Genomic DNA, 25,117 nt, shown 5'->3' with positions numbered 1-25,117 from the left:
GTTGCCGTTGACGGTAGGGCACGACCGCGTACGTTGTAAACAGTTGGGAGGGGACGTGGACGAGCCGCTGCCGCCCGTGCTTCAGGCGCTCTGGGGCATCGAGCGCGGCGCCAGGCGCGGGCCGCGCCCCCAGCTCACCGTGACGGGCGTCGCCCGCGCCGGCATCGAGCTCGCGGACGCCGAGGGGCTCGCCGCCGTGTCCATGGCGCGCGTCGCCAAGCAGCTCGGCGTCACGCCCATGGCGCTCTACCGCTACGTCGCGAGCAAGGACGAGCTCGTCCTCGCCATGGTCGACGAGGCGTACGGGCCCTGCCCCGTCCCCGCCGAGCCCGCGGACGACTGGCGCGCCGCGCTCGCCGCGTGGTGCCGCGCGATGCGCCGTGGCCTGCTCCGGCACCCGTGGGTGCTGCAGATCCCGGTGACCGAGCCGCCGCTCACGCCGTACGCGCTGGGCTGGATGGAGGCCGGCCTCGCCGCGCTCGCCCGCACCCCGCTCACCCAGCAGCAGCGGCTCGACACCATCCTGCTCGGCGACGTCTACACGCGCGGGCAGACGCTGCTCGGCCTGCAGGTGCAATCGGCCGACAGCCCCGAGGCGGCGCTGCGCTACGTCCTGCACCTGCGGGCCCTGGTCAGCCCCGAGTCCCATCCGCACGTGTGGGCCGCGCAGGCCAGCGGCGCGCTCGAGGACGAGCCGCAGGAGGTCGACTTCGCCGAGGCGAGCTACGAGTTCGGGCTGGGTCGCATCCTCGACGGCGTCGCCGAGCTCATCGGCGCCACCGGCGCGGACTAGCGGGGCGCGAGCGGGATGGCGACGTACTTCGTCTCGAGGTACTCGTCGATCCCCTCGAAGCCGCCCTCGCGCCCGAACCCGCTCTGCTTCACCCCGCCGAACGGCGCGGCGGGGTTGGAGACGATGCCGGTGTTGAGGCCGACCATGCCGCTCTCCAGCGCCTCGGACACCCGGAGGGCGCGGTCGAGGTCCTTCGTGAACGCGTAGGCGACCAAGCCGTACTCGGTGTCGTTGGCGAGCGCCACGCCCTCGTCGTCCGTGCCGAACGGGATGACGGGCGCGACGGGCCCGAAGATCTCCTCGCGGAAGAGCTGCGCGCTCGTCGGCACGCCCGCGAGCACGGTCGGCGAGTAGAACCACCCGCGCTCCCCCGTGCGCGACCCGCCGGTCAGCACGTCGGCGCCGGCCGAGACGGCGTCGTCGACGAGCCGCTCGACCTTGTCGCGGGACTTCTCGTCGACCAGCGGACCGACGTCGACGCCGTCCTCGGTGCCGCGCCCGACGCGCAGCCCGCCCATCCGCTCGGAGAGCCGGCGGGCGAACTCGTCGGCGACGGACTCGTGGACGAGGAAGCGGTTGGCCGCCGTGCAGGCCTCGCCCATGTTGCGCATCTTGGCCAGCATCGCGCCCTCGACGGCCGCGTCGAGGTCGGCGTCGCCGAAGACGAGGAACGGCGCGTTGCCGCCGAGCTCCATCGAGACGCGGAGCAGCTGCTCGGCGGACTGCTCGACGAGCTTCTTGCCGACCGCCGTGGAGCCGGTGAAGGAGAGCTTGCGCAGCCGCGGGTCGCGGATGAGCGGCTCCATGACCTCGGCGGTGCTCGTCGTCGTGACGACGTTGAGCACGCCGTCGGGCAGGCCGACCTCGGCGAGGATCTGCGCCAGGGCCAGCATCGAGAGCGGCGTCTGCGTCGCGGGCTTGACGACCATCGTGCAGCCCGCGGCGATCGCCGGGCCGATCTTGCGGGTGCCCATCGCCAGCGGGAAGTTCCACGGCGTGATGAACAGGCACGGACCCACCGGCTGCTTCATCGTGAGCAGCCGGGTCTGGCCGTTCGGGTTGGCCGACCAGCGGCCGTGCACGCGCACGGCCTCCTCGGAGAACCAGCGGAAGAACTCCGCAGCGTAGGTGATCTCGCCCAGCGACTCCTTGACGGGCTTGCCCATCTCCAGGGTCATGAGGAGGGCCAGCTCCTCGGCGCGCGCCGTGATGGTCTCGAAGGCCCGGCGCAGGATCTCGGCGCGGTCGCGGGGGGCCGTGCCCGCCCAGGACGCCTGAGCCGCGACCGCGGCGTCGAGCGCGGCGCGCCCGTCCGCGACGCTCGCGTCGGCGACCTCGACGAGCACCTCCTGCGTGGCGGGGTCGTCGACCGGGACCGTACGGGCCCCCTCCGCGTCCCGCCACTGCCCGCCGATGAACAGCTGCGTCGGGACCCTCCGCAGCAGCTCGCGCTCGCGCTCGCTCATGCCCGCTCCTCCATCTGCCACGAGGGGCCGTACCCCGCCAGCCGCTCGAGGAACGGCAGCGGCGGGAAGGCCTCCGGCCCCAGGACGCCACTGCCCTCCCAGGTGCCCTCCGCCAGCAGCTCGAGGGCGACGACGGGGTTGACCGCGGTCTGCCAGACGACGCACTGGCTGGCGTACTCCGCCATCGACCAGGCGTTGTCGACCACGTGGTAGAGGTAGACCTCGCGCGGCCGGCCGTCCTTGCCTGTGCCGGTGACCCAGAGCCCCGCGCAGGTCTTGCCCGACATGCGGTCGCCCAGCGTCGCGGGGTCGGGCAGGCAGGCGGCGACGACGTCGCGCGGGGAGACGAGCGCGGTGCCGCCGGCGCTGCGGACCGGGACCGGGGTCGTGCTGTCCAGGCCGAGCTTGTGCAGGGTGCGCAGGACGTCGATGAACTCGCTGCCGAGGCCGTACTTGAACGTCACGCGCTCCGCGTCGACCCAGCGCGGCATGAGGAGGACCTCCTCGTGCTCGACGTTGACGCACTCGACCGGCCCGATGCCCTCGGGGAAGTCGAACACCTCGGGCTCGCTGAACGGCGGCGTCGTGGTCCAGCCCGTGCCCCGCTCCCACACGACCGGCGGGTTGAGGCACTCCTCGATCGTCGTCCAGATCGAGAACGACGGGGCGAACTCGTAGCCGTCCACCACGAGGTTCGCGCCGTCGCGCGTGCCGAGCTCGTCGATGCTGCTGAACAGCTCGTCGGCGGCGTAGCGCGCGAACACGTCGGAGAGCCCCGGCTCGACGCCCATGCCGACGAGCGCGAGCCGTCCGGCCCGCTCCCAGCGCTCGGCCTGGGCGAACTGCTCGTCACCGAGCTTCACCCCCGGCAGCTCGTACGGCTGATCCGGGTGCGGGCGAGAGAGGCTCATCGCCATGTCGAGGTAGTCGGCGCCCGCCGCGAGCGTCCCCTCGAAGACCGGCATGACGAAGCGGGGGTCGACGGCGTTGAGGACGTGCGTCGCCCCGTGCGCGCGGGCGAGGGCGGTGACCGCGGCCGCGTCCGACGCGTCGACCTGAGCCGCGACGAAGCGCCCGCCGAGCCCGTCGACCGCGGCTCCTGCGCGCGCCGCGTCGTAGTCGGCGACGACGCAGGTGTCGTAGAAGTCGCGGCGCGCCAGGGTGCGGGCGACCGCGGTCCCCACGCCTCCGGCCCCGAGCACGAGGATCCGCACGACTGCACCTTCCGACGACGACGGGACGAGCAGCAACCTAGCCCGTGGACGAGGGATCCGGAAGCGCAGTCGACACCAGACGCACGAACCGCTCGCGGGCAGCAGCACATCTCCTCGGGACCAGCCCCACCTCCTCCCCCTGGTGTGGCGCCGGCCGACCGGGCATGGTCGGCTAGCCCGCATGCGCGCGTGGGACGTGGTCGTCGCCGGCGGCGGCCCCGCGGGCACGGCCGCCGCCGCGGCGTGCGCCTCGCGCGGACTGCGGGTGCTCCACCTCAGCGACGGGACGCCGTGGCGGCCGACGTACTGCCTGTGGTGGGACGAGCTGGTCGAGGCCGCCCACGGGCTCGGGCTTCCCGACCCCGCGGCGCTCGCCACGCGCTACGCGGCCCCGCTCGTGCGCACCCGGGCGCGCGGCACGCGGGTGCTCGCCCCGGCGTACGCACGGCTGGACAACGCCCGCCTGCAGGACGCGCTCGCCCCGCCCGCCGTGACCCGCCAGCCGGGCCGGCTGGAGGGGGTCGAGGCGGAGGGCACCACGGCGTACGCGGTGGTGCGCCGCGACGGCCGGACCGAGCGCGTCCCCGCCGGCACCGTCGTCGTCGCGACGGGGGCGACCGGCCGCGGGCGCGCCCAGCAGCGCGCCTGGGGCGAGGTCGTGTCGGGGGCGGAGGCGCTCGTGCCGCCGGGAGGCGCGGTGTTCATGGACTGGGTGTCGCCGCGCGGCGACACCCCGGTCTTCCTGTACGCCCTCGACCTGGGCGGCGGCCGGGCCCTCGTGGAGCTCACCTCGCTGGCCGCGGACCCGCCCGTCGACCTGCGCGTGCTGGCCGAGGAGCTCGCCCTGCTGCTGCGCGACGCCGGGGCCGTCCGCTGCGGCGAGCCCGAGCGCGTGGCGATCCCGCTGGGGCCGCGGCCCTGGTCGGAGGGGCCCGGGGTCCCGTTCGGCGCGGCTGCCGGGCTCGTCCACCCGGCGACGGGCTACAGCGTCTCGACCGCCCTGCGCGCGGCACCCGGCCTCGCCGACGCGGTGGTGCGGGCGCTCGGGACGCCCCTCGCCGCTCGCCGAGCCGCGGCCGCGTCCCGCGCGGTCCGCTCCCCCTCGCGCCGCGCCACCGGTGCCCTGCTCGACCGCGGGCTCGAGGTCCTGCTGCCGCTCGACCGCGCGGGCTGCGACGCCTTCTTCGCGGCGTTCCTCGACCTGCCCGACCCGCTGTGGCGCGCGTACCTCGACCCGCTGGCCCCGCCGTGGCGGGTGGTGTCCGCCATGGGCGCGACCCTCGCCGCGCTCCCCGGGCCGCTGCGCGCCGCCACCCTGCGCGGCTCGCTGCTCCCCCGCACCCGTCCGGCCCTGCCCCGGTGACGAACCCCGGACGACGCATGAGGGAGCCCCCGGCCGGGGATCCTGCGAGGGCTCCCTCCGCGCCGGCGCCGGGAATCCGTACGGCGTCCCGGGCGTTGGGCATGACGATGGAAGGAGGCTCTCATGGCTGAGCGCGCACTGCGTGGCTCCCGACTGGGGGCGCAGAGCTACGAGACGGACGAGGGTGTCGACCGGGCACCCCGCCAGGACATCTCCTACGACTGCAGCAACGGTCACCGCACCACCGTCCCGATGTCGGTCGAGGCCGACGTCCCGCTCGTGTGGGAGTGCCGGGTGTGCGGGGCGGAGGCGCTGCGCTCCGACGCGGAGCGGCCCGAGCCGAAGAAGACGAAGCCGCCGCGCACCCACTGGGACATGCTGCTCGAGCGGCGCTCGATCCCGGAGCTCGAGGAGCTCCTGGAGGAGCGGCTCGCCCTCCTCCGCGCCTCGCGCGGGGAGACGGCGCGCAAGTCCGCCTAGCGCGGGCACGCGAGCACCGGCACGGACACGGGGCCCCTGGCAGCACTGCTGCCGGGGGCCTCAGCGCGTCCGGCCCCGGCCGCCGTCCCGCCCGTCGCGGGAGTCGTCGACCACGTGCCCCTCGACGACCTGCCCCTCGATGACGTCGCCCGGCACGACGCGCCCGTCGCGCGGCGCGCCCGGCCGTCCCCAGCCGGCCACGGTCCGCTCCGCGCGCCGCGCGACTCGCCGCGTGATCGTGCGCATGGCCAGCCGCCGGGCGAGCGGCCGCGTCGGCGGGAGCACGAGGAAGAACCCGACGACGTCGGTGAGGAACCCCGGCGTCAGCAGCAGCGTCCCGCCGATGAGGACGAGCGCCGCGTCCAGCAGCTCCGTGGTGGGCAGCCCGCCGCGGGCCAGCGAGGCGCGCAGCTCGCGCCACGCCCGGCGGCCCTCCCGCTTGACGATCCAGCCGCCGAGCAGGCTCTCCAGCACGAGCAGCCCGAAGGTCTGCCAGCCGCCGATGGCCTCGCCGACGCGGATGATGACCGCGATCTCGGCGATCGGGACGACGAGGAAGACGACGACCAGCAGCAGCGGCATCAGGCGGTCGCCCGTCCCGCCCGCGGGCGCCGGGCCGCGCGGAGCAGCCGCCGCGGGAGGTCGGCGGCCCCCCACAGCGTGACCCGCCACAGCGCCTCGAGCACGATCGACCGGCTCATCTTCGAGCTGCCCCGCTCACGCTCGGTGAACGTGATGGGGACCTCCGCGACCCGCAGCCCGGCGCGCACGGCGCGCCAGGCGAGGTCGACCTGGAAGCAGTAGCCCTGCGACGCGACCTCGCCGAGGTGGAGCGTCCGCAGCGTCCCGGCGCGGAAGGCCCGGTAGCCGCCCGTCGCGTCGCGCAGCGGCAGGCCGAGCGCCAGCCGGGTGTAGAGGTTGCCGCCGCGGCTGAGCACCTCGCGGGTCCGCGGCCAGTTGACGACCCGGCCGCCCTGGACCCACCGCGAGCCCAGCACGAGGTCCGCATCGGCCAAGGCCTGCAGCAGGTCCGGCAGCTGCTCCGGGGGGTGGCTGCCGTCGGCGTCCATCTCGACGACGACGTCGTAGCCGTGCTCGAGGGCCCAGGAGAAGCCGGCGAGGTACGCCGCCCCCAGTCCCTCCTTGCCGGTGCGGTGCAGCACCGAGACCCGCGGGTCCGCCGCGGCCATCCGGTCGGCGATCTCCCCCGTGCCGTCGGGGCTGGCGTCGTCGACCACGAGGGCCTCGGCGTCGGGCACGGCGGCGAGCAGCCGGCTCACCACCGGCTCGATGTTCTCGGCCTCGTCGTAGGTCGGCACCACCACCAGCACGCGTCCGAGCGCGTGGGTCACTGCTCCTCCTCCCGGCGCGCCCCGACCAGGACGAGGACGGCCGCGACGAGGCTAAGGGCCACCTCCGGCGCGACCCCCCAACGGATCGCGAGAGTCTGCTCACCCGCCCTCGCCAGCCGCACCCGCGCCTCGAGCACGTCCGGGGTGAACAACGCCGTGCGCTGCTCCACCGTGCCGTCGGGCGCGATCACCGCGCTGACGCCGGAGGTCGCGACGACGAGGGCCGCGCGCCCGCTCTCCTGCGCGCGCAACCGCGACATCTGCAGCTGCTGGACCGTCTGCGGCGTTCGCCCGAACGTCGCGTTGTTGGTCTGCGTGACGACGACGGAGCCCCCGGCCCGGACCGCGTCGCGGACCAGTCCGTCGTAGCCGATCTCGAAGCAGATGACGTCGCCGATGCGGACCGTGCCGCCCCCGACGGGCAGGTCGAGCGCTCCGATGGTCTTGCCGTGCGCGAAGTCGCGCGCGACGCGGTCGACGTCCGAGGAGAACAACCGGGCCACGCGGCGCATCGGGATGTACTCGGCGAACGGCACGGGGTGGCGCTTGACGTACTGCCCGTGAGGCCCGCTCACCGGGCCGCTGCCCGGCAGCCAGACGATCCCCGTGTTGGAGACGTCGCGGCCCGGCCCGTCGACCACCGCGCCGACCAGCACGGGCACGCCGATGTCGTCCACCGCTGCGGCGATCGTGGCGTAGGCCTGCGGGTCGCTGAAGGGGTCGAGGTCGGAGCTGTTCTCCGGCCACAGCACGAGGTCGGGCTTCGGTGCCGCGCCGCTGCGCACGCGGGCGGCGAGCTCGTGGGTGCGCTGCGCGTGGTTGTCGAGCACCGCGGCCCGCTGGGCGTTGAAGTCGAGCCCCATCCGCGGCACGTCGCCCTGCACCAGCGCCACCTGGACCGTGCGGCCGTGCGGCTGGGCGAAGGGCACGGCGAGCGGGCCGAGGACGGGGACGAGCCCCGCGAGGAGCGCGGCGGTGGCCGCGCGGGGGCGACGCGCGAGCAGCACGGCCACCGCGGCGAGCCCTCCCCCGGTCAGCGCCGCCGCCGCGGAGACCAGCGGGACGCCGCCGGTGCGGGCGAGGTGGGCGTACGGCGTGTCGGCGAGCGCGAAGCCGAGCCGCCCCCAGGGGAAGCCGCCGTAGGGCAGCCGGCCGCGCAGCGCCTCCTGCAGCGTCCACGAGGTCGCCGTCCCGAGCACCCACAGGGGCCACGGCAGCCGCGCGACGAGGGCGAGGGCGACGCCGAGCCCGGCGTACCAGGCCGCCTGGCTGGCGGCGAGCGCGAGCCAGGGCACCGGCCCGACGTAGATCCCGGTCCAGTGGAGCAGCGGGCCGAAGAACGCCGCGCCGCCGACGAGCCCGACGAGGGCGGCGCGGCGCAGCCCGAGCCCGCGGACGGCGAGCGCGAGCAGCGCGACGGAGACGGGGGCGAGCGCCTCGAGGGAGTACGGCGGGAACGCCAGCATCCCGGCGACGCCGGAGAGGACCGCGAGCAGCAGGCGGGGGGCCAGGCCGGGCGAGCGGCGGGCCGCAGCGGGGGCGGGCGCGGCAGGAGGAGCCGCGGTCGCGACCACTGCCCTCCCTCCGCCGGATGCGTTCCCGCCAGCGTAGCCGGAGGGGTGCGGGGTGCAGGACGACCGCGCGCTCAGGTGGGTCGACGGGCCGCGTCGTGCCACCGCGCGGGGCGGGGGGCGGGTCGGCCGGACGCGCCTTCGGACCGGTCGGGGGCTCGCTGGCGACGAGCCCGACGACCGTTGTCTACTGGGTGCCGGTCTTCCCGCCCCCCGCCCCGACGGAGCCTGCACCCCCGACGTGACAGCGGCGCCCGGACCTGGCGCGGAAGGGCGGCCGATGCTGGAGCCGTGCCCTGGCCCGGGTGGTCACGTCCGGTGCGTGCTGCTCCGTGCTCGCGGTGGACTGGACAGACCGTAGTCCCCCCGCTGGAAGGGCTGTCAATAGCCACCTGACCTGCACAGATGCGCCGGGGAGCGGCGTCCGCGCAGGTCACCGGTGGTGCGCTGGACATACCGGGTCCACCCGCCGTGCACCGGCGCGACACGGTGCCGACGGCGTGTCACGGCTGACACGCCGCGTAGCCTTCGGACGTCCTGCCGCCCGACCGCTGCCGTTCCGGGAGAGACCCCGTGCCCCACCGCTCCTCCTCGTCCACCCGCCGCGTCCCCCTCGCCACGCGCGCCGCCGCGCTCGGCGTGGGCATCGCCGCCGCGGCCGCCGGGCTCGGTGGCTCGCCCGCCGCCTCCGCCGCGACGACCGCGCGACCGGGCCTCGTCGCCCCGGCGCCCGAGGTCGGCCGGGTCCAGTCGGTCCCGGGCTACGCCTCGGCGACGGGCCTCGTCGCGCAGGTGGGCAGCCGCGCGGGCAGCCACTGGGACGTCACGGTCCACGTCCCCGTGCCCGCGGGCTCCACCGCGGTCTACGGCGACTGGGACGGCGACGGCGCGCAGACGCCGGGGCTGTTCGCCGGCGGGACCTGGACGCTGTGGAACGTCCTCATCGGCAAGCTGCCCTCCCCCGCCATGACCGTGGGCGGCTTCGGCGCAGCGGGCGACGTGCCGGTGGTGGGCGACTGGGACGGCGACGGTCGTACGGACCTGGGGGTCTTCCGCGCCGGCACGTTCTACCTCCGCACGCTGCGCCCCGGCGGCACCCTCGGCCCGACCCAGCGCCTCGCCTTCGGCGTCGCCGGCGACGTACCGGTGGTCGGCGACTGGGACGGCGACGGGCGTACGGACCTCGGGGTCCGCCGCGGCGCCGAGTTCTTCTTCCGCGGCAGGGCAGCGGTGCTGCAGCCCGCTCCGGTCGTGACGCCCTCCCCGAGCGGGACCCCCTCGCCGCGCCCGTCCGCGAGCGCGAGCAGGGCCGCGGTGGCGCGCCTCGCGAGCAGCTCCTCCCCCTCCGCCCCGACCTCGCCTCGCGGCAGCGCGTCCCCGTCGCCCGGCGCATCGGCCTCGCCCAGCCCCGCCCCGGTCGACCCCGCGCTCCCCGGCATCCCGGCCGGCACGCCGCGCCTCGCGTTCGGCACGGCCGGCGACAGCCCGGTCGCCGGCGACTGGGACGGCGACGGCAAGGACACCGTGGGCGTCGTGCGCGGCTCTTCGTGGCTGCTGCGCGACGACCTGCTGGCCGGACCGCCCACGCGCACCCGCGTCGTCGTCCGCTCGGCCGGCGACGCCCCGCTGCCCTGGCGCGCGCCGACCAGCGACGGGCAGTCCTGCCCGTTCGTCGCTGCGCGCACCGTGGCCGCGCGCCACGACGCCAACGCCGGCTACGTCGTCCCGCCGCGGGGCACCCACCAGCCGATGACCGACGAGGACGTCGAGGGCAAGGCCCGCGCCGCGGTCGGGAACGCCGAGCGCTTCTTCACCGGCGCGGGCTACACCTCGCAGGCGATCGTCCGGCGGCCGTACCCCGACCTGCTCGGCTACTGGGGCCCGCTGCAGACCGAGTACGCCATCCGCCTTCCCGCCATGCGCGCCGCCTCGCTGGCCGTCGGGCTCTCCACGCAGACGTGGGACACCGCGGCGCTCGGCGTCGACCCGCAGCGCGGCCGGGAGTACGTCGACTGGCTCGTCCGCACGCTGTCCTGCGAGCACGCGGCCTTCACGCCCGGCGGCTGGGGCTACGGCTGGCAGACGGCGCACTGGGCGATGTACGCCGGGCTCGCCGCCTGGCTCGACTGGGACCAGCTCGCGCCGCAGGAGCGCGAGTACGCCGCCACCATGGTCGTCGCCGAGGCGGACCACCAGCTCACCCTCGACGTGCCCTACCAGTTCGACCTCGCGGGCCAGGACCTCGCTCCCGGCGACACCAAGGCCGAGGAGGACTCGTGGAACGCCGCCGAGCTGGAGCTGGCGGTCGCGATGATGCCGCAGCACCCGCGCGCGGGGCTGTGGCGGCGCAAGGCCGTCGACTACGAGCTCGCGTCGTTCGCGACCCCCGGTGACGCGGCGTCCGGGCAGGTCGTCAACGGCCTGGCGCTCTCGCAGCGGCTGCGCGGCACCAACGCCGACGCCGACGGGGTCGTCATCAACCAGGGCGTGCACAACCCGGACTACTTCGAGACCGTGCAGCAGGACTGGTGGGCCGCGGCGTTCGCCCGACTGGCGGGCAAGGCGGCGCCCGAGGCGGCGACCTACGGCGCGCAGCGCCAGTGGGACGTCATGACGACCTACCAGTTCCCGCGCACGCTGCCCGACGGCACGTCCTCGCCGACGACCGTCTACCAGCCGGACGGGAGCGTGTTCTTCCCGGAGGGCACGCGCTGGGGGACGCTGCGCCGCGCGCAGTTCGCCTCGCTCGACGCCTTCCGCCTGCTGACCACCCGCGACCCGCTGCAGCGCGACCAGGCGTGGACGTACCTCGGCCAGCACCTCGACGGCGAGCTGGCGCTGCAGGCGCGGCAGGGCACCGGGCAGACCTACGAGCCGGGCGAGGACACCTACCCGGGCCGCGAGGAGTACGCCGCGGCGATGACCAGCATGGCGCTGCTCGCCGTCTACATCGACGCGTGGATGCCGGTCGACACGAAGGACACCGCGACGTACGCGCCGCTGCCGAAGGTGGCGGGGCTGCAGCCGGCGTCCGGCGTGCCGGCGCTCCCGGGCACCTCGACGCAGTCCGCGGGCACCTCCGCCGCCGGGCTCGTGGGGCCGGTGGGTGCGGTCGCCGCGTCGCCGGAGCTCGACTCGCCGTGACCCCGTCCTAGCCGGCGTCGGCGGCGTGCACCGTCACGCCGTCGACGACCGTGCGCAGGCAGCGCGGCGCGGGGGTCCCCGGGGTGAGGTCCGGGAGGCCGGGGACCCCGGAGCGCGGGTCGGTCGACCAGGCCGACACCCGCGGGTCGGGGGTCTGCACGACGAGGTCGGTGGGCTCCCACACGGCGAGCGTGGCCGGCGCGCCCGGAGCGAGGACCCCGCCCTCGTCGCGCCCCTCCGCGCGCCACCCGCCGCGGGTGGCGGCGGCGAAGGCGGCTCGCACGGACAGCGCGGCCCCGTCGGGGACGCCGAAGGCCGCGGCGCGCACGCCCTCCCAGGGGGCGAGCGGCGTGACGGGCGCGTCGCTGCCGAGCGCCAGCGCCACCCCGGCGGCGGCGAGCGCGGCGAGGGGGTGGAGCGCTCGGGCGCGCTCGCGCCCGAGCCGGTGCTCGTACATCCCGCCCGCTGCGCCCCAGGTGGCGGCGAAGGCCGGCTGCACCGAGGCGACGACCCCGAGCCGGGCGAGCTCGGCGACCGCGTCGGCGTCGGGCATGAGCACGTGCTCGAGGCGGGGGCGGGCGGCGCGCACGGCGAGCTCGCCCACGACACCCGCCGCCTCCCGCAGCCCCGCCAGCACGACGTCGAGGGCGCCGTCGCCGATGACGTGGAAGCCCGGCTGCGTCCCGGCCGCGACGCAGGCGAGGACGGCGTCGCGGACCTCCCCCGCCGAGACGTACGCGCTGCCGAGGTGCCCGGGCCGGTCGGCGTACGCGGAGCGCAGCGCCGCCGTGCGGGAGCCGAGCGACCCGTCGGCGAGCACGTCACCTGCCGGGCCGAGCGCGCCGAGCTCGGCCGCCCGTGCGGTGGCGCCGAGCTCTCCCCAGTAGCCGGCGACCCGCGGCAGCCCGGGGCGGGGCTGCAGCAGCGCGGCGAGGTCGTCGGGGCCGCCGAACCCCGGACCGCCCATCTCGTGGACGACGCCGATGCCGAGCGCAGCGGCGGCGCGCAGGGCGGCGAGCTGCGCGGCCTCGCGCCGCTGCGGGGAGAGGCTGGCGAGGGCGGCGGCGCTGGCGGTCGTGTGCGCCGCCCCCGCGAGCGGCGCGTCGTCGAGGGGCAGGCCCAGCTGCCGGCGCAGGGCCGTCGAGGCGAGCGAGGAGTGCGCGTCCACGCGGCCGACGAGGGCCGGGCGCGGCCCGACCGCGGCGTCGAGCTCGGCCAGCCCGGGGAGCCGCGGGTCGGCCCAGGAGGACTCGTCGAAGCCCTCGGCCAGGAGCAGCTCGCCCTCGGGCAGGGCGGCGGCGGCGGCGGTGAGGGCCGCGAGCAGGTCCCGGGCGCTGGTCGCCGGGCCCAGGTCGAGCACGGCGTGGGGACCGGGGAGCCGCAGGCCGGTGGCGGTGAGGTGGACGTGGGCGTCGACGAAGGCCGCGGTCACGAGGGCGCCGTCGAGCTCGACGACCTCGGCGCCGGGAGGAGCGCTGGCCGCCGCTGCCGCGTCCGAGCCCACCCAGGCCACCGTCCCGTCGACCACGAGCAGCGCGGTCGCGAAGGGGTCCGCGGGGCTGTGCACGACACCGCCGCGCAAGAGCAGGGGACGGGTCGGGTCGCCGGGCTCGCTCACCCGGCGGACCCTACCCGGCGCCCGCCGGACGGAGGACTAGCGGCGGGCGCGGAAGACCTCGGTGACCCAGATCCTGCCGCCGCTGCGGGCGACGCCGATCCCGATCTCGGTGAACTGCGGGGTGAGGATGTTGGCGCGGTGCGGCGGCGAGGCGAGCAGCGTCGCGCCCGCGATCTGGGGAGTGACGGCGTAGGCGACGTTCTCGCCGATCCGCGTCCAGCAGCACAGCGTCGAGAGGCCCGTGGAGTGGACGAGCCGGCGCGGGACGGCCATGTCGACCGAGTGGCGGCCGGCGTAGACGGTGAGGTCGCGGCTGAGGCGCAGGGGGCGCAGGTGGTGCGCGGCGCGCTCGCGGTTGATCTGCACGAGCAGGGTTCGCACGGCGGAGGCCCGGGCAGAGGCGCGGGAGGTCGTGCTCGACGTGACGGCGGGGGTGGCGGCGCTCGCGGTGCCCAGCGCCGCGGCGGCGGGCGAGGTGGCGGCGTGCGCGGGCAGGGCCTGGCCGAGCGGCAGCAGGGCGACCATGCCGACCATGCCGACCATGCCGGCGAGCAGGCGGCGGGACGGGCGGGAGCTCTCGGGACGCATGGCGAGTCCTTCCGTGGACGGTCCGCAGGCGCGGACCGGCGAGCGGACCGGTGGTCCGGGGGCGGAGGACGGGCGCGGCGCCGGTGGCGCGCTGTCCTGCGGTCCTTCTCCGGATCGGGACCGGGGAGCGACCGCTTGAACCGGACGGGGCGGGATGCCGCGTCCGGGTGACGGGATCAGCCGATGACGACCAGCTCCCGGGGTCTCCGGTTGAGCCGTTCTGCTCCGTCGTCCGTGCAGACGACGATGTCCTCGATGCGGGCGCCGCCGACGCCCTCGTCGTAGATCCCGGGCTCGACGGAGAAGGCCATGCCGGGCTCCAGCGGCAGGTCGTTGCCCGCCACGATGTACGGCTCCTCGTGCGTCTCCAGCCCGATGCCGTGGCCGGTGCGGTGCACGAACCGGTCACCGAGGCCGGCGTCCTCCAGCACCCGGCGCGCCGCGGCGTCCACCTCCGCGCACGTCACGCCGGGGCGGGCGGCTGCGCACGCGGCCTCCTGGGCGGCCTGCAGCGCGTCGTACGCCCAGCCGAACTCCGCCGGGACCCCTCCCACGGCGTAGGTCCGGGTGCTGTCGGAGCAGTAGCCGTCGGGCATGGCGCCGCCGATGTCGACGACGACGACGTCGCCGTCCTGGACCACCCGGTCGGACAGCTCGTGGTGCGGCGAGGCGCCGTTGGGCCCCGAGGCGACGATGACGAAGTCGACGGTCGCGTGGCCCTCAGCGAGGATCGCGTCGGCGATGTCGCGCCCGACCTCACGCTCGGTGCGGCCGGGGCGCAGCCACTCGGGCACCCGTGCGTGCACGCGGTCGATGGCCTCGCCCGCGCGTCGCAGCGCCTCGACCTCGGCGGCGTCCTTGCGCATGCGCAGCTCGCGCAGGACCACGCCTGCGGCGCTCTGCCGCGCCTGCGGGAGCGCCCCCTGCAGCGCCAGCGCCTTGACCGCCCACATGCGGTCGTCGACCGCGACCGAGCCCGCGCCGGGGAGCAGTGAGGCCACCAGGGCGTACGGGTCGTCGGTCTCGTCCCACGCCACGACCTCGAGCCCGAGCGCGCCGACGGGCGAGGCGAGGGCGGCGGGCCGCTCGAGCCGCGGGACGACCACGCGGGGGTCGCCGTCAGCGGGCAGCACGAGGCAGGTGAGCCGCTCGAGGGCGATCGCGTCGTAGCCGGTGAGGTAGCGCAGGTCCGGCCCCGGGGAGACCAGCAGGGCGTCCACCGACGCCCGCCCGGCGGCCGCCGCGGCGGCCGAGAGCCGTGCGCGCAGCGCCGCGATGTCGGGGCCGGCGATCACGCAGGCACCCTATCGGGTGGTGTGGCAGCCTGATCAAGTGGCAGACCGACTCCTCCTGCTGGACGCCCCCTCGCTCTACTTCCGGGCGTTCTTCGGCGTGCCGGACACCGTCCGCGCGCCCGACGGGACGCCGGTCAACGCCGTCCGCGGCTTCCTCGACTTCGTCGCCCGCCTCGTCACCGACCGGCAGCCGACCCGGCTGGTGGCCGCGATGGACGCCGACTGGCGGCCGGCCTTCCGGGTCGCGGCGCTGCCGTCCTACAAGGCGCACCGGGTCGCTCCCGCCGGCGACGGCGAGGTCGTGCCCGACGCGATCGTGCCCCAGGTCGCCGTCATCCAGGACTGCCTCGACGCGCTCGGGCTGTGCTGGTTCGGGGTGCCGGGCTACGAGGCCGACGACGTCCTCGGCACGCTCGCGACCGCCTCCCGCGTCCCCACCGAGGTGGTCACCGGCGACCGCGACCTCTTCCAGCTCGTCGACGACGCGCGCAAGGTGCGGGTCCTCTACGTCGCCGCCAAGGGCGTCGGCGCCGCCGAGGTCTACGACGAGGCCCGGCTGCGCGAGAAGTACGCCGTGGCCTCCGGTGAGGCGTACGCGGAGTTCGCGCTGCTGCGCGGCGACCCCTCCGACGGCCTGCCGGGCGTCCCGGGTGTCGGGGAGAAGACCGCCGCCGCCCTGCTCGCCCGCTACGGCACGCTCGCCGGGCTGCGCGCCGCGGTCGACGCCGGCGACAAGGGCCTCAGCGCCCCGCAGCTGCAGAGGCTGCGGGCGGCGTCGGCGTACCTCGACGCGGCGCCGGTCGTCGTGCGGGTCGCGCGCGACGCCCCCGTACCGGAGCACGACGACCGCCTCCCCCGCGAGCCGCGCGACACCGCGCGCTGGCAGGAGCTCGTCGAGCGCTGGGGGCTCGGTGGCGCCGCGGACCGGGTGACGGCGGCGCTGTCCGCGGCCCGCTAGGACACGCTGGAGTAGGCCACGACCCCGCGCTTGACGCGGGCGATCGCCTGCAGCGCGGTGCCACGGACGCGCGAGCCCTCGGGCGCGGCGTCGGCGAGCTGGCCGAGCAGGTCCATGACCTGCTTGCACCAGCGCACGAAGTCCCCGGCCGCCAGGCCGCTCTCGCGCAGCACGACGTCGAGGCGCGCGCCGCCGGCCCAGCGGTGGACGGGCCAGGCGAAGCCGAGGTCGGGCCGCGAGGTGAACTCCAGCCGGTGCTCGGACTCCAGCCCGGCGACCTCGCCCCACAGGCGCAGCGTGCGGTCGAGGGCCTCGGCGGTGCGGCCCGGCGGCAGGCGCGGGGTCGCGGCGTCGTCGCTCTGCCGCGCCTCGTAGACCAGCGCGGAGGCGCACGCCGCGAGCTCGGCGGGGTCGAGCTGCTCCCACACGCCCTCGCGCAGGCACTCCGCGGCGAGCAGGTCGAGCTCGGTGTAGAGCCGGGACAGCCGCTCCCCCGCGGGCGTCACGCGGTCGCCCTCGAGGTAGCCGAGCTGCTCGAGCAGCGCGGTCACGCGGTCGAAGGTGCGCGAGATCGTGCCGGTACGCGCGGCCACCCGCCGCTCGAGCGCCGCCGTCTCCCGCTCCAGCCGGATCGCGCGCTCCGCCCAGCGCGCGTGGTCCTCGCGGTCGGGGCAGCGGTGGCACGGGTGGTCGCGCACCGCCTGGCGCAGCCGCGCGATCTCGGGGTCGTCCGCCGCGCCGGAGCGCGCGCGCTTCGGCTTGCCGCCCTCGGCCCCGGTGTTGCGCAGGCTCGAGGCGAGGTCGCGGCGCATCTGCGGGTTGCGCGGGTTGAACCCGCGCGGGATGCGCACGGTGTCGAGCGCCTTCACCGGCACGGGGAAGTCGTGCACGGTGAGCTTGCGGACCTGCCGGTCCGCCGTGAGCACGGTGGGGCGCGGCCCGTCGAAGGACCCGGCGAGCCCCGGGTCCAGCACGACGGCGAGCCCGGCGCGGCGCCCGCTCGGCACCTCGATGACGTCGCCGGGCTTGAGCCGCTCCAACGACTGGGCGGCCTGCGCCCGCCGGTTGGCGGCGCTCTGCCGGGACAGCTCGGCCTCGCGGTCGGACAGCGCGCGGCGCAGCGCGGCGTACTCGCTGAAGTCGCCGAGCTCGCAGCGCATCGCCTCGCGGTAGCCCTCGAGCGCCTCCTGCCCGCGCTGCACCTGGCGGGCGATGCCGACGACGGACCGGTCGGCCTGGAACTGCGCGAAGCTCGTCTCGAGCAGCTCGCGCGAGCGGGTGCGGCCGTACTGCCGGACGAGGTTGACGGCCATGTTGTAGGAGGGGCGGAAGCTGCTCCGCAGCGGGTACGTCCGGGTGCTCGCCAGCCCCACCACCGCCTGCGGGTCCATCCCCGGCGTGAAGAGCACGACCGCGTGGCCCTCGACGTCGATGCCGCGCCGGCCGGCGCGGCCGGTGAGCTGGGTGTACTCCCCCGGGGTCACGTCGGCGTGGGTCTCGCCGTTCCACTTGCTGAGCTTCTCCAGCACCACCGAGCGGGCCGGCATGTTGATGCCGAGCGCCAGCGTCTCCGTCGCGAAGACGGCCTTGACCAGCCCGCGGACGAACAGCTCCTCGACGATCTCCTTGAACGTCGGCAGCAGCCCGGCGTGGTGCGCCGCGACCCCCCGCTCGAGCGCCTCGGCGAAGTCGTCGAAGCCGAGCACGTGCAGGTCCTCGTCGGGGATCTGCGCCGTGCGGGCGTCGACGATCCCGCGCACCTCCAGCGCCTCGCTCGGTGTGTTGAGCCGCAGCCCGGCGGCGAGGCACTGCTGCACCGCGGCGTCGCAGCCGGCGCGGCTGAAGATGAAGGTGATGGCGGGCAGCAGCCCTTCGGCGCGCAGCCCCTCGATGACCTCGACCCGCGACGGCGGGCGGAACCCGCCCCGCACGTTGGGCCGGCCCTTCGGCCCGCGCCGGCTGTAGTCGAGCATCCGCTGCGACTGCTCGCGGGCGAGCCGGGCGACCTCGGGGTTGACGGTCCTCTGGTCGGCGTCGGTGAACATGTCGTGCAGCCGGCCGCCGACGAGGATGTGCTGCCACAGCGGGACCGGCCGGTGCTCCTCCAGCACGACGGCGGTGTCACCGCGCACGGTCACCAGCCAGTCGCCGAACTCCTCGGCGTTGCTCACCGTCGCGCTCAGCGAGACGAGCCGCACGGACTCCGGGAGGTGGATGATCACCTCCTCCCACACCGCCCCGCGGAAGCGGTCGGCGAGGTAGTGCACCTCGTCCATGACGACGTAGGCGAGCCCGGCGAGCGTGGCGCTGCCGGAGTAGAGCATGTTGCGCAGCACCTCGGTCGTCATGACGACGATCGGCGCCTCGCCGTTGACGACGTTGTCGCCGGTGAGCAGGCCGACGCGCTCCGGGCCGTAGCGCTCGACGAGGTCGTGGAACTTCTGGTTCGACAGCGCCTTGATCGGCGTGGTGTAGAAGCACTTGTGCCCCTCGGCGAGCGCGAGGTGCACCGCGAACTCGCCGACGACGGTCTTGCCGGCACCCGTCGGCGCCGCGACGAGCACGCCCCGCCCGGCCTCGAGCGCCCGGCAGGCCTCGAGCTGGAACTCGTCGAGCCCGAAGGGGTAGTCCTGGGAGAACCGGCCCAACTCGGTGCGCGCCTCAGCCGCCCTGCGCCGGGCGGCGGCGTACCGCTCGGCCGCGGAGGTCATGGCGCCAGCGTACGTCCGCCCGCGCGGACCCGGCGCTCAGGACCAGTCGAGGCGCGACGGGGTGTCGTCGAGCGGGGACCGGGTCTCGTCCAGCGCCGAGGGCGTCTCGTCGAGCGGCGAGGCCTCGTCGTCGTCGAGCGAGCCCCACTCGCCGGCGCGGCGGGCGCGACGGCGGTCGTTCCACACGCAGAAGGCGTAGGACACGAGGAACAGCACGCACATCGGCAGCGCGAGCGTGAGCATCGTGAACGGGTCACCGGTGGGCGTCGCGACCGCGGCGAAGACGAAGATCGCGAAGATGACGTAGCGCCAGGCCTTGATCAGCGTCCGGCCGGGCAGGATCCCGGCGGCGTTGAGCATCGCGATGAAGACCGGCATCTCGAACGCCAGGCCGAACACGAGGATCATCCGCAGCAGCAGGCTGAGGTAGTCGCTGAGCTCGACGAGGTTGGCCGCGTCGCTGATCGTGAAGCTCAGCAGCATGTCGATGGCCTTGGGCAGCAGCCAGTAGGCCAGCGCCGCACCGGAGAAGAACAACGGGATCGAGGTCGCGAGGAACGCGATGCTCCACCGGCGCTCGTTGGCGTGCAGCCCCGGGGTCACGAACGCCCAGAGCTGGTAGAGCCACACCGGGGTGGCGAGCAGGATGCCCGTCACGACGGCGATGGCGAGCGCGGTGTTGAACGGCTGGGTGATGCCGTTCTGCACGAGGCACTGCTTGCCGGCGATGGAGTGGATGTGCGCGTTGCACATCGGCTGCACCAGCTGGTGCGAGATCGGCTGGTAGAAGACCAGGCCGATGACCGCGCCGGGCACCGCGGCGATCATCGAGAGGACGATGCGACGGCGCAGCTCGCGCAGGTGGTCGATCAGCGCCATCTGGCCGCCGGGGTTGCGCTCCCGCTTGCGCCGCAGGGGCGGCAGCGGGACGCGGGCCCGGCGGCGCTGCTGGGGCGGCGCGTCGTGGACGGAGGTCATCGGCGGCAGGTGCCTGGAGGCCGGCGCTGGGCGGTGGTCGCGAGGACCGGGCTCAGCGCTCGACGACGCCGTCGTGCTTCACGGCCTGCTGGGGAGCGGGGGCGACCACGGTCGGCTCGATGGCGCGCGGGGCGACGACGGGCGCGGCGGTGCTCGTCGCGGTCGAGGTCTCCTCGTCCTTGTCGTCGCCGATGAGGCCCTTGGTCTCCGCCTTGAAGATCCGCAGCGAGCGGCCGAGGCCGCGCGCGGTGTCGGGGAGGCGCTTGGCGCCGAACAGGATCACGACGATGAGCAGCAGGATGATCAGGTGCCAGGGCTCGAGGGCGTTGCGCATCAGGGGTCCTACTCGCTCGGCGTTGACGCGGACACCGCCGATGCTACGCGCTCGTCCGGAGGCCGGCGACGCTTCCGGTGGTGCGACGGGAGAACGGATGCATAACACTTCCCCTCCCCGCGGCCGGCGCGTACGCCGGGAGGCCCGGGCGGCGCTCGGCGGGAGCGTCGCCCGGGCCTCCGGGACTGCGGTGCGGCTGGTGCGTGCCGGGGTCAGCCGAGCAGGGAGGAGATCTCCGCGTCGAGCCGGTCCATGTTGAGCACGAAGTCGAGGACGTCGTCGTAGGTGATGCGGTGCCCGTTCTTGGCCTCGAGCGCCTCGGCCGGCACGTGCCAGCGCTCGGCCGCGACGCCGCCGGAGACCAGCAGGGCGACGATCTCCTCGTCGGCCGGCTTGCGGACCTCGTCGCGGCAGCGGGGGCACCCGAAGGCGTAGTAGGACCAGTCGGCCTGCGAGCAGACCACCAGGCGGAGCTGAGCCGGCTTGAGCTCGACGTCCCCGCAGACCGGGCACGAAGCCTTGATCGTCGTCATGACTGTGTTCCTCCGTCCGTCCGACGCCTCGTCGGTGCGATGACAGACGCTTCGGCCGGAAGGCGCCCCTCCTTGACCGGAAACGGGACACCGACCACCCGATCAGCCGTAGGCGGCCAGCGCCTCGCGCGCCGCCCGGAGCACGTCGGCCGCCACCTCGGGCGGGTCGACGACGCGGCCGGCACCGCCGAGGCGCAGGGCGAGCCGGACGACCCAGGCCGTCTGCGAGGTGCGCAGCACGACGCGCAGCCCGCCGCCGGGCAGCTCCTCCTCGCTCTCGCAGGGGTAGTACTCCGCGACCCAACGGCCCTCGGGGGCGAGCTCGAGCACGACGCTGAGGTCGGACTCCGCGGGCGCGAACAGGCCCGCGTCGACGTCGCGCGGCTGCGCCGTCGACGGCACCTCCGCGGCGACGTCGAGCACCTCCGCGCGCTCGATGCGGTCGACGCGGAAGAGCCGCACGTCCTCGACGCGGCGGCACCAGCCCTCGAGGTAGGCCCGCCCCTCGACGACGAGCAGGCGCATGGGGTCGACGTCGCGCTCGGTGGTCTCGTCACGCGAGGGGACGTAGTAGCGCAGCCGCAGCCGGCGGCGCTCCTCGAGGGCGCTGCGCACGGTCGCGAGCGCGGGCTCGGGCGCCGGGCGCACCCCCGTGACGTCGATCCCGGCCGCGGCGGAGGCGGCGTCCCCCGCCGCCCGCTCGAGCTTCGCCTGGGCCGAGTCGAGGGCGTCGCGCCCGATCCCGCCCGGCACGACGTCGGGGACGGTGGCGAGCGCGCGCAGCCCGACGAGCAGCGCGAGCGCCTCGTCGGCGCCGAGGCGGAGCGGCCGGGCGATGGCGTCGGCGTTGCCGACGTGGATGACCCCGCCCTCGAAGCTCGCCTCGATGAGGTCGTCGGGCAGGTGCCCGGGCAGGCCGCAGACGAACAGCAGCTGGAGGTCGTCGACGAGCCGCTCCTCGTCGATGCCGAAGGCCGCCGCGACGTCCTCCACCCGGGCGCCCGGCCGGGCGAGGAGGTACGGCACGAGGGCGAGCAGGCGCGCCAGCCGCTCGCCCGCGGCCTGGCCGCTCACGTCGCGGCTCCTGCGTGCGCGGCAGCGACCGCGGCGAGCCGGCGGGCGACGGCCTCGCGGACCTCCGGCGGGTCGAGGACCACGGCGGCCGGACCGAGGGCGACGAGCTCGGCGGCGAGCAGGTCGGGGTCGGAGTAGCCGACGGCGACGACGTCCGGATCCGCCGTCGCCGTGCTCGAGCGGCGCAGCCAGCCGCCGCTGCCGGGTGACAACCGGACGTGCGCCGTGCCCGCCCCCGCCTGCGGCGAGACGGCCGCGACCGCGGCCTGCAGGTCCACGTCGGCGGGGACCTCGACCTCGCCGGGGCGCCCGAGCGGGCGGACCGCGCCGGTGATGCGGCTCAGCCGGAAGACGCGCGGAGCGGAGCGGTCGCGGTCGTGGCCGACGAGGTACCAGCGCCCGGCGCGCGCGACGACGCCCCACGGCTCGACGGTGCGGGTCGTGGCCTCGCCCGCGGAGCCCCGGCGGTACGCGAAGCGCACCGGCCGCCGGTCGCGCAGCGCCTGCCACAGCGGCAGGAGGGCCGGCTCGCTCGAGGAGACGCGCGGCTCGATGCCCGCGACCGCGGCGTCGTCCACGCCGGCCCCGCTGGCCTGGAGCTTGAGCAGCGCCCGGCTCGCCGGCCCGGACAGCGCCGCCGACTGCCACGCGCGGGCGGCGAGCGCGAGCACGGTGAGCTCCTCGGGGGTGAACGCGACCTCCGGCAGCGCGTACGCCTCGCGGCGCACGCGGTAGCCGACCTCGTCGGCGAACAGGTCGGTCCCGCTCACGCTGCCCGTCTCGACGGGCACGCCGAGCTCGCGCAGCTCGTCCTTGTCGCGCTCGAAGCTGCGGTCGAAGGCCTCGTCGGAGTCCGGGTAGCCCGGGACGAGCCGGCGCAGCTCCTGCTTGGTCAGCGGACGCCGGGTCGCGAGCAGCGCGAGCAGCAGGTTGAGCAGCCGCTCGGTCTTGCCGCGCGACGGGCTGGCGGACGCCACGCGGCCGACCCCCTTCCGGTCGGGCTAGCGGACGCCCAGCAGGTCGACGACGAAGATCAGCGTCTCGCCGGGGCCGATGACGCCGCCGGCGCCGCGCTGGCCGTAGGCGAGGTGCGCGGGGATCGTGAGCCGGCGGCGGCCGCCCACCTTCATGCCGGCCACGCCCTGGTCCCAGCCGGCGATGACGCGGCCGCGGCCCAGCGGGAAGACGAGGGGCTCGTTGCGGTTCCAGGAGGCGTCGAACTCCTCGCCGCCCGAGAACGTGACGCCGACGTAGTGGACGGTGACGGTCTGGCCGGCCTTCGCCTCCTCGCCCTCGCCCACGGTGATGTCCTCGACGACGAGGTCGGCCGGCGGCTCCCCGACGGGGAAGTCGATCTCGGGCTTCTCGGCCATGGCGCGCTCCTGCGGGACGACCTGGTGCTGGACTCCGGAACCCTAGCCGACGGTCCGCTCCTGCCTCCGTAGGGTGACCCGCGTGATCCAGTGGCGCTCGGGGCGCGTGGTCGAGGTGCTCCGCGAGTGGGCCGGCGCCCGCGAGGTGGCGGTCGAGGTGGACGGCGCGCGGCTGCGCGGGCTCGCGCACACCGGGCTCGTGGGCGTGCCCGAGCCCGGGGACCGGGTGCTGCTCAACGTCACCGCTCTCGCGCTGGGGCTCGGGACGGGCGGGTACGCCCTCGTCGTCGCGCTGCCCGACCGGCTGCCTCCCGACCCCGTCGCGCCCGCCCCGCCCGCGGGGCCGGGCCACCTCGTGAAGGCGCGGTACACCCCGCTGCAGCCGGTCGTCCTCGGCGCCGACGAGCAGGACAGCCCGTGGCACGCCGCGCTCGCGGAGGCGGACTCGGTCGACGGCCTGCCCGTCGTCACCGCGGACCTGCACTCGGCCCTGCCCGCGGTGCTCGCCGGCGCGCGGACGGTCGACCCCGGGCTGCGGGTCGTCTACGTCATGACCGACGGCGGCGCGCTGCCGCTCTCGCTCTCCCGCACGGTGGCCGGGCTCGACGCGGCGGGCTGGCTCGCCGCGACGGTGACGGTCGGGCAGGCGTTCGGCGGCGCGCTCGAGGCCGTCACCCTGCACACCGGGCTGCTCGCCGCCCGGCTGGTGCTCGGCGCCGACCTCGCCGTCGTCGCGCAGGGGCCGGGCAACCTCGGCACCGGCACCCGCTGGGGCTTCTCCGGCGTCGCGTGCGGCGAGGCCGTCAACGCCGCAGCCGTCCTCGGCGGCCGGCCCGTCGCGGCCCTCCGGGTCTCGGATGCGGACCCGCGGGAGCGCCACCGCGGGGTGTCGCACCACAGCACCACGGCGTACGGGCGGGTGGCGCTGGCCCCGGCCGACGTCCCGGTGCCGGTGCTACCGGGGGCGTTCGGCGCGCGGCTGCGCGAGGAGGCCGCCGCGCTGTGCGGCGAGCGCCACCGCCTCGTCGAGGTGCCGGTCGACGGGCTGGAGCAGGCGCTCGCCGCGACGCCCGTGCCGCTGTCGTCGATGGGCCGCGGGTACGCCGCCGACCCGCCCTGCTTCCTCGCCAGCGCGGTCGCCGGCGTCCACGCCGCGCGCCTCGTCGCCGCCGGCGGGCTGTGAAGTTGATCAGGTGGCCCGATCATCATCTCGACCGACCGGACGAGATGTGCTCGGGCAGCACGAGATCCCGTCCGGTCGGCGTACATCTCGTACGGGTCGGGCTCAGCGCCCGCGTCGCCTCGGCAGCTCGAGCACGGTGCCCGCGGTCCGCGGTCGTCGGCTGGTCGCCGCGGCGGCCTCGATGCGGGCCCGGAGTCGTTCGGGCTGCCCGAGCTCGGACCACCGCACCCGCACGAAGCCCCAGCCGGCGGCGCGCAGGTCGTCCTCGCGGTCCTTCTCGGCGAGCAGTACGCGGTGGTCGTCAGCGCGGTACTTCACCGCCCCGTCGAACTCGAGCAGGACACCCAGCTCCTCGAGCCCGAGGTCGGCGCGGTACCAACGGCCCGACAGGCCCTCGACGAGCAGCTGGGGCACCGGCGCGTACCCCAGTCCGCGGGTGTCGACCCGCAGCAGCGTCTCCCCCGGCGACTCGGAGCGACCGTCGGCCGAGGTCAGCACCCGGGCCGCGAGCGGGGAGCCGCGCCAGGTGCGGACGACCTCGAGGACCTCGCGCAGCTCCTCGGGCGTCGTGAGCTCGGTACGCAGCGCGGCGTCCGCCACGACGAGCGCGTCGCGGAACCCACGGGTGCGCGCGCAGTCGACGATCGTGCGCGCCGGCGCCGTGACCAGCAGGTCGGGCTCGACCGCGACGACGTGCCCCGGCGGAAGCGGCGCGCGCCACACCTTCAGCCCGTCGCGCGTGCGGGTCTCGTTGCGCTCGCTCGTGAGCTCGACGCCGGACAGCGGCCACGGCACCGGCAGCCCGAGCAGTGCCGCGGCTGCCCCGTGGCTCACCGTCGCCGCGCCGATCTTGAGCAGGTGCGCGCGGACGAGCATGGAGTACTGGCCGAGCGGCGGCAGGCTGCGGTGCACCACAGCCTCGAGGAAGACCCCGTGCCGGAGCCGCGCCCACTCGCCGCTGCGGACCTTGCGGTTGATCTCCCCCTGCGTCCAACCGGCGGCGAGCGCGGCGGCGCGGGTGAAGGGCATCCCCGTGGGGAGCTGGCGGGGCGGGTGCGCGTCCATGCGGGGAGTGTGCTGCGGATCGCG

The 25,117-nt window shown here is 76.1% G+C and carries 22 protein-coding genes; 6 read left to right on the top strand and 16 right to left on the bottom strand.

Features of this window, described 5'->3' with window-relative positions; translation table 11 throughout:
* Positions 1 to 55 precede the first annotated feature (55 nt).
* Positions 56 to 793 (top strand): TetR/AcrR family transcriptional regulator, encoded by a 738-nt coding sequence (locus EV189_RS17605; protein ID WP_165400367.1) that lies wholly within the window; start codon positions 56 to 58, stop codon positions 791 to 793.
* Here EV189_RS17605 and EV189_RS17600 read toward each other — a convergent pair.
* The gene (locus tag EV189_RS17600; RefSeq protein ID WP_130494306.1) at positions 790 to 2,259 is read right to left on the bottom strand and encodes an NAD-dependent succinate-semialdehyde dehydrogenase; all 1,470 of its coding nucleotides are present in this window, start codon (positions 2,257 to 2,259) and stop codon (positions 790 to 792) included. The genes EV189_RS17605 and EV189_RS17600 overlap by 4 nt on opposite strands.
* On the bottom strand, positions 2,256 to 3,473 hold the full coding sequence (locus tag EV189_RS17595) for a saccharopine dehydrogenase family protein (protein WP_130494305.1): 1,218 nt from the start codon (positions 3,471 to 3,473) through the stop codon (positions 2,256 to 2,258). The genes EV189_RS17600 and EV189_RS17595 overlap by 4 nt, the downstream gene beginning before the upstream one ends.
* Before the next feature lie 181 nt (positions 3,474 to 3,654).
* Between EV189_RS17595 and EV189_RS17590 the strand changes: the two genes are divergently transcribed.
* A complete protein-coding gene (locus tag EV189_RS17590; RefSeq protein ID WP_130494304.1) occupies positions 3,655 to 4,836 on the top strand; it encodes a lycopene cyclase family protein in 1,182 nt (393 codons plus the stop codon).
* Between the two features lie 123 nt (positions 4,837 to 4,959).
* Positions 4,960 to 5,316: an RNA polymerase-binding protein RbpA gene (locus EV189_RS17585; RefSeq protein WP_130494303.1), complete on the top strand. Its 357-nt coding sequence runs from the start codon at positions 4,960 to 4,962 to the stop codon at positions 5,314 to 5,316.
* A gap of 60 nt (positions 5,317 to 5,376) precedes the next feature.
* Here EV189_RS17585 and EV189_RS17580 read toward each other — a convergent pair whose 3' ends face one another.
* The 3 genes from EV189_RS17580 to lnt are packed head-to-tail and all read right to left on the bottom strand — an operon-like array spanning position 5,377 to position 8,242.
* Positions 5,377 to 5,898 carry an FxsA family protein gene (locus EV189_RS17580; RefSeq protein ID WP_130494302.1) on the bottom strand — a complete coding sequence of 174 codons (522 nt, stop codon included), beginning with the start codon at positions 5,896 to 5,898 and terminating at the stop codon, positions 5,377 to 5,379.
* Complete coding sequence (locus tag EV189_RS17575) at positions 5,898 to 6,668, bottom strand: polyprenol monophosphomannose synthase (RefSeq protein ID WP_130494301.1); 771 nt, start codon at positions 6,666 to 6,668, stop codon at positions 5,898 to 5,900. The genes EV189_RS17580 and EV189_RS17575 overlap by 1 nt, the downstream gene beginning before the upstream one ends.
* On the bottom strand, positions 6,665 to 8,242 hold the full coding sequence (gene lnt, locus EV189_RS17570) for an apolipoprotein N-acyltransferase (RefSeq protein ID WP_130494300.1): 1,578 nt from the start codon (positions 8,240 to 8,242) through the stop codon (positions 6,665 to 6,667). The genes EV189_RS17575 and lnt overlap by 4 nt, the downstream gene beginning before the upstream one ends.
* A 570-nt stretch (positions 8,243 to 8,812) precedes the next feature.
* Here lnt and EV189_RS17565 point away from each other — a divergent pair.
* On the top strand, positions 8,813 to 11,383 hold the full coding sequence (locus tag EV189_RS17565) for an FG-GAP repeat domain-containing protein (protein ID WP_130494299.1): 2,571 nt from the start codon (positions 8,813 to 8,815) through the stop codon (positions 11,381 to 11,383).
* A 7-nt stretch (positions 11,384 to 11,390) separates the two neighbouring features.
* Here EV189_RS17565 and EV189_RS17560 read toward each other — a convergent pair whose 3' ends face one another.
* From EV189_RS17560 to EV189_RS17550, 3 genes are all read right to left on the bottom strand, one after another.
* Positions 11,391 to 13,001, bottom strand: coding sequence for an amidohydrolase (locus tag EV189_RS17560; RefSeq protein WP_130494298.1), 1,611 nt, complete (start codon positions 12,999 to 13,001; stop codon positions 11,391 to 11,393).
* A 36-nt stretch (positions 13,002 to 13,037) separates the two neighbouring features.
* Entirely contained in the window at positions 13,038 to 13,589 is a 552-nt protein-coding gene (locus tag EV189_RS17555) for a CAP domain-containing protein (RefSeq protein WP_130494297.1), read from the bottom strand.
* Between the two features lie 176 nt (positions 13,590 to 13,765).
* Positions 13,766 to 14,884: a M24 family metallopeptidase gene (locus EV189_RS17550; RefSeq protein WP_231116528.1), complete on the bottom strand. Its 1,119-nt coding sequence runs from the start codon at positions 14,882 to 14,884 to the stop codon at positions 13,766 to 13,768.
* On the opposite strand from EV189_RS17550, the gene EV189_RS17545 reads away from it, so the two are divergent.
* A complete protein-coding gene (locus EV189_RS17545; RefSeq protein WP_130494296.1) occupies positions 14,865 to 15,842 on the top strand; it encodes a 5'-3' exonuclease in 978 nt (325 codons plus the stop codon). The genes EV189_RS17550 and EV189_RS17545 overlap by 20 nt on opposite strands.
* Here EV189_RS17545 and EV189_RS17540 read toward each other — a convergent pair.
* The 7 genes from EV189_RS17540 to EV189_RS17510 all read right to left on the bottom strand — a co-directional run bounded on the left by EV189_RS17540 (position 15,839) and on the right by EV189_RS17510 (position 22,845).
* Positions 15,839 to 18,553 (bottom strand): DEAD/DEAH box helicase, encoded by a 2,715-nt coding sequence (locus tag EV189_RS17540; RefSeq protein ID WP_130494295.1) that lies wholly within the window; start codon positions 18,551 to 18,553, stop codon positions 15,839 to 15,841. The genes EV189_RS17545 and EV189_RS17540 overlap by 4 nt on opposite strands.
* 36 nt (positions 18,554 to 18,589) lie before the next feature.
* The gene (gene tatC, locus EV189_RS17535) at positions 18,590 to 19,531 is read right to left on the bottom strand and encodes a twin-arginine translocase subunit TatC (protein ID WP_130494294.1); all 942 of its coding nucleotides are present in this window, start codon (positions 19,529 to 19,531) and stop codon (positions 18,590 to 18,592) included.
* A gap of 52 nt (positions 19,532 to 19,583) precedes the next feature.
* Positions 19,584 to 19,865 carry a Sec-independent protein translocase subunit TatA gene (gene tatA, locus EV189_RS17530; RefSeq protein WP_130494293.1) on the bottom strand — a complete coding sequence of 94 codons (282 nt, stop codon included), beginning with the start codon at positions 19,863 to 19,865 and terminating at the stop codon, positions 19,584 to 19,586.
* A gap of 212 nt (positions 19,866 to 20,077) precedes the next feature.
* Positions 20,078 to 20,398: a hypothetical protein gene (locus tag EV189_RS17525; protein WP_130494292.1), complete on the bottom strand. Its 321-nt coding sequence runs from the start codon at positions 20,396 to 20,398 to the stop codon at positions 20,078 to 20,080.
* Between the two features lie 102 nt (positions 20,399 to 20,500).
* Positions 20,501 to 21,472, bottom strand: coding sequence for a helix-turn-helix transcriptional regulator (locus EV189_RS17520; protein WP_231116526.1), 972 nt, complete (start codon positions 21,470 to 21,472; stop codon positions 20,501 to 20,503).
* Positions 21,469 to 22,449 carry a helix-turn-helix transcriptional regulator gene (locus tag EV189_RS17515; RefSeq protein ID WP_130494291.1) on the bottom strand — a complete coding sequence of 327 codons (981 nt, stop codon included), beginning with the start codon at positions 22,447 to 22,449 and terminating at the stop codon, positions 21,469 to 21,471. Before EV189_RS17515 ends, EV189_RS17520 begins: the two co-directional genes overlap by 4 nt.
* A 24-nt stretch (positions 22,450 to 22,473) precedes the next feature.
* On the bottom strand, positions 22,474 to 22,845 hold the full coding sequence (locus EV189_RS17510; RefSeq protein WP_130494290.1) for an FKBP-type peptidyl-prolyl cis-trans isomerase: 372 nt from the start codon (positions 22,843 to 22,845) through the stop codon (positions 22,474 to 22,476).
* An 82-nt stretch (positions 22,846 to 22,927) separates the two neighbouring features.
* Between EV189_RS17510 and EV189_RS17505 the strand changes: the two genes are divergently transcribed.
* A complete protein-coding gene (locus EV189_RS17505) occupies positions 22,928 to 24,028 on the top strand; it encodes a DUF3866 family protein (RefSeq protein ID WP_130494289.1) in 1,101 nt (366 codons plus the stop codon).
* A gap of 102 nt (positions 24,029 to 24,130) precedes the next feature.
* Here the strand turns inward: EV189_RS17505 and EV189_RS17500 are convergent, their stop codons facing one another.
* A complete protein-coding gene (locus EV189_RS17500) occupies positions 24,131 to 25,093 on the bottom strand; it encodes a hypothetical protein (RefSeq protein ID WP_130494288.1) in 963 nt (320 codons plus the stop codon).
* Between the last annotated feature and the right edge of the window lie 24 nt (positions 25,094 to 25,117).

Source organism: Motilibacter rhizosphaerae (assembly GCF_004216915.1).
Lineage (GTDB): Bacteria > Actinomycetota > Actinomycetes > Motilibacterales > Motilibacteraceae > Motilibacter > Motilibacter rhizosphaerae.
The sequence above is the reverse complement of the archived record's forward strand: the minus strand, read 5'-3'. Positions and strand labels throughout refer to the sequence as shown.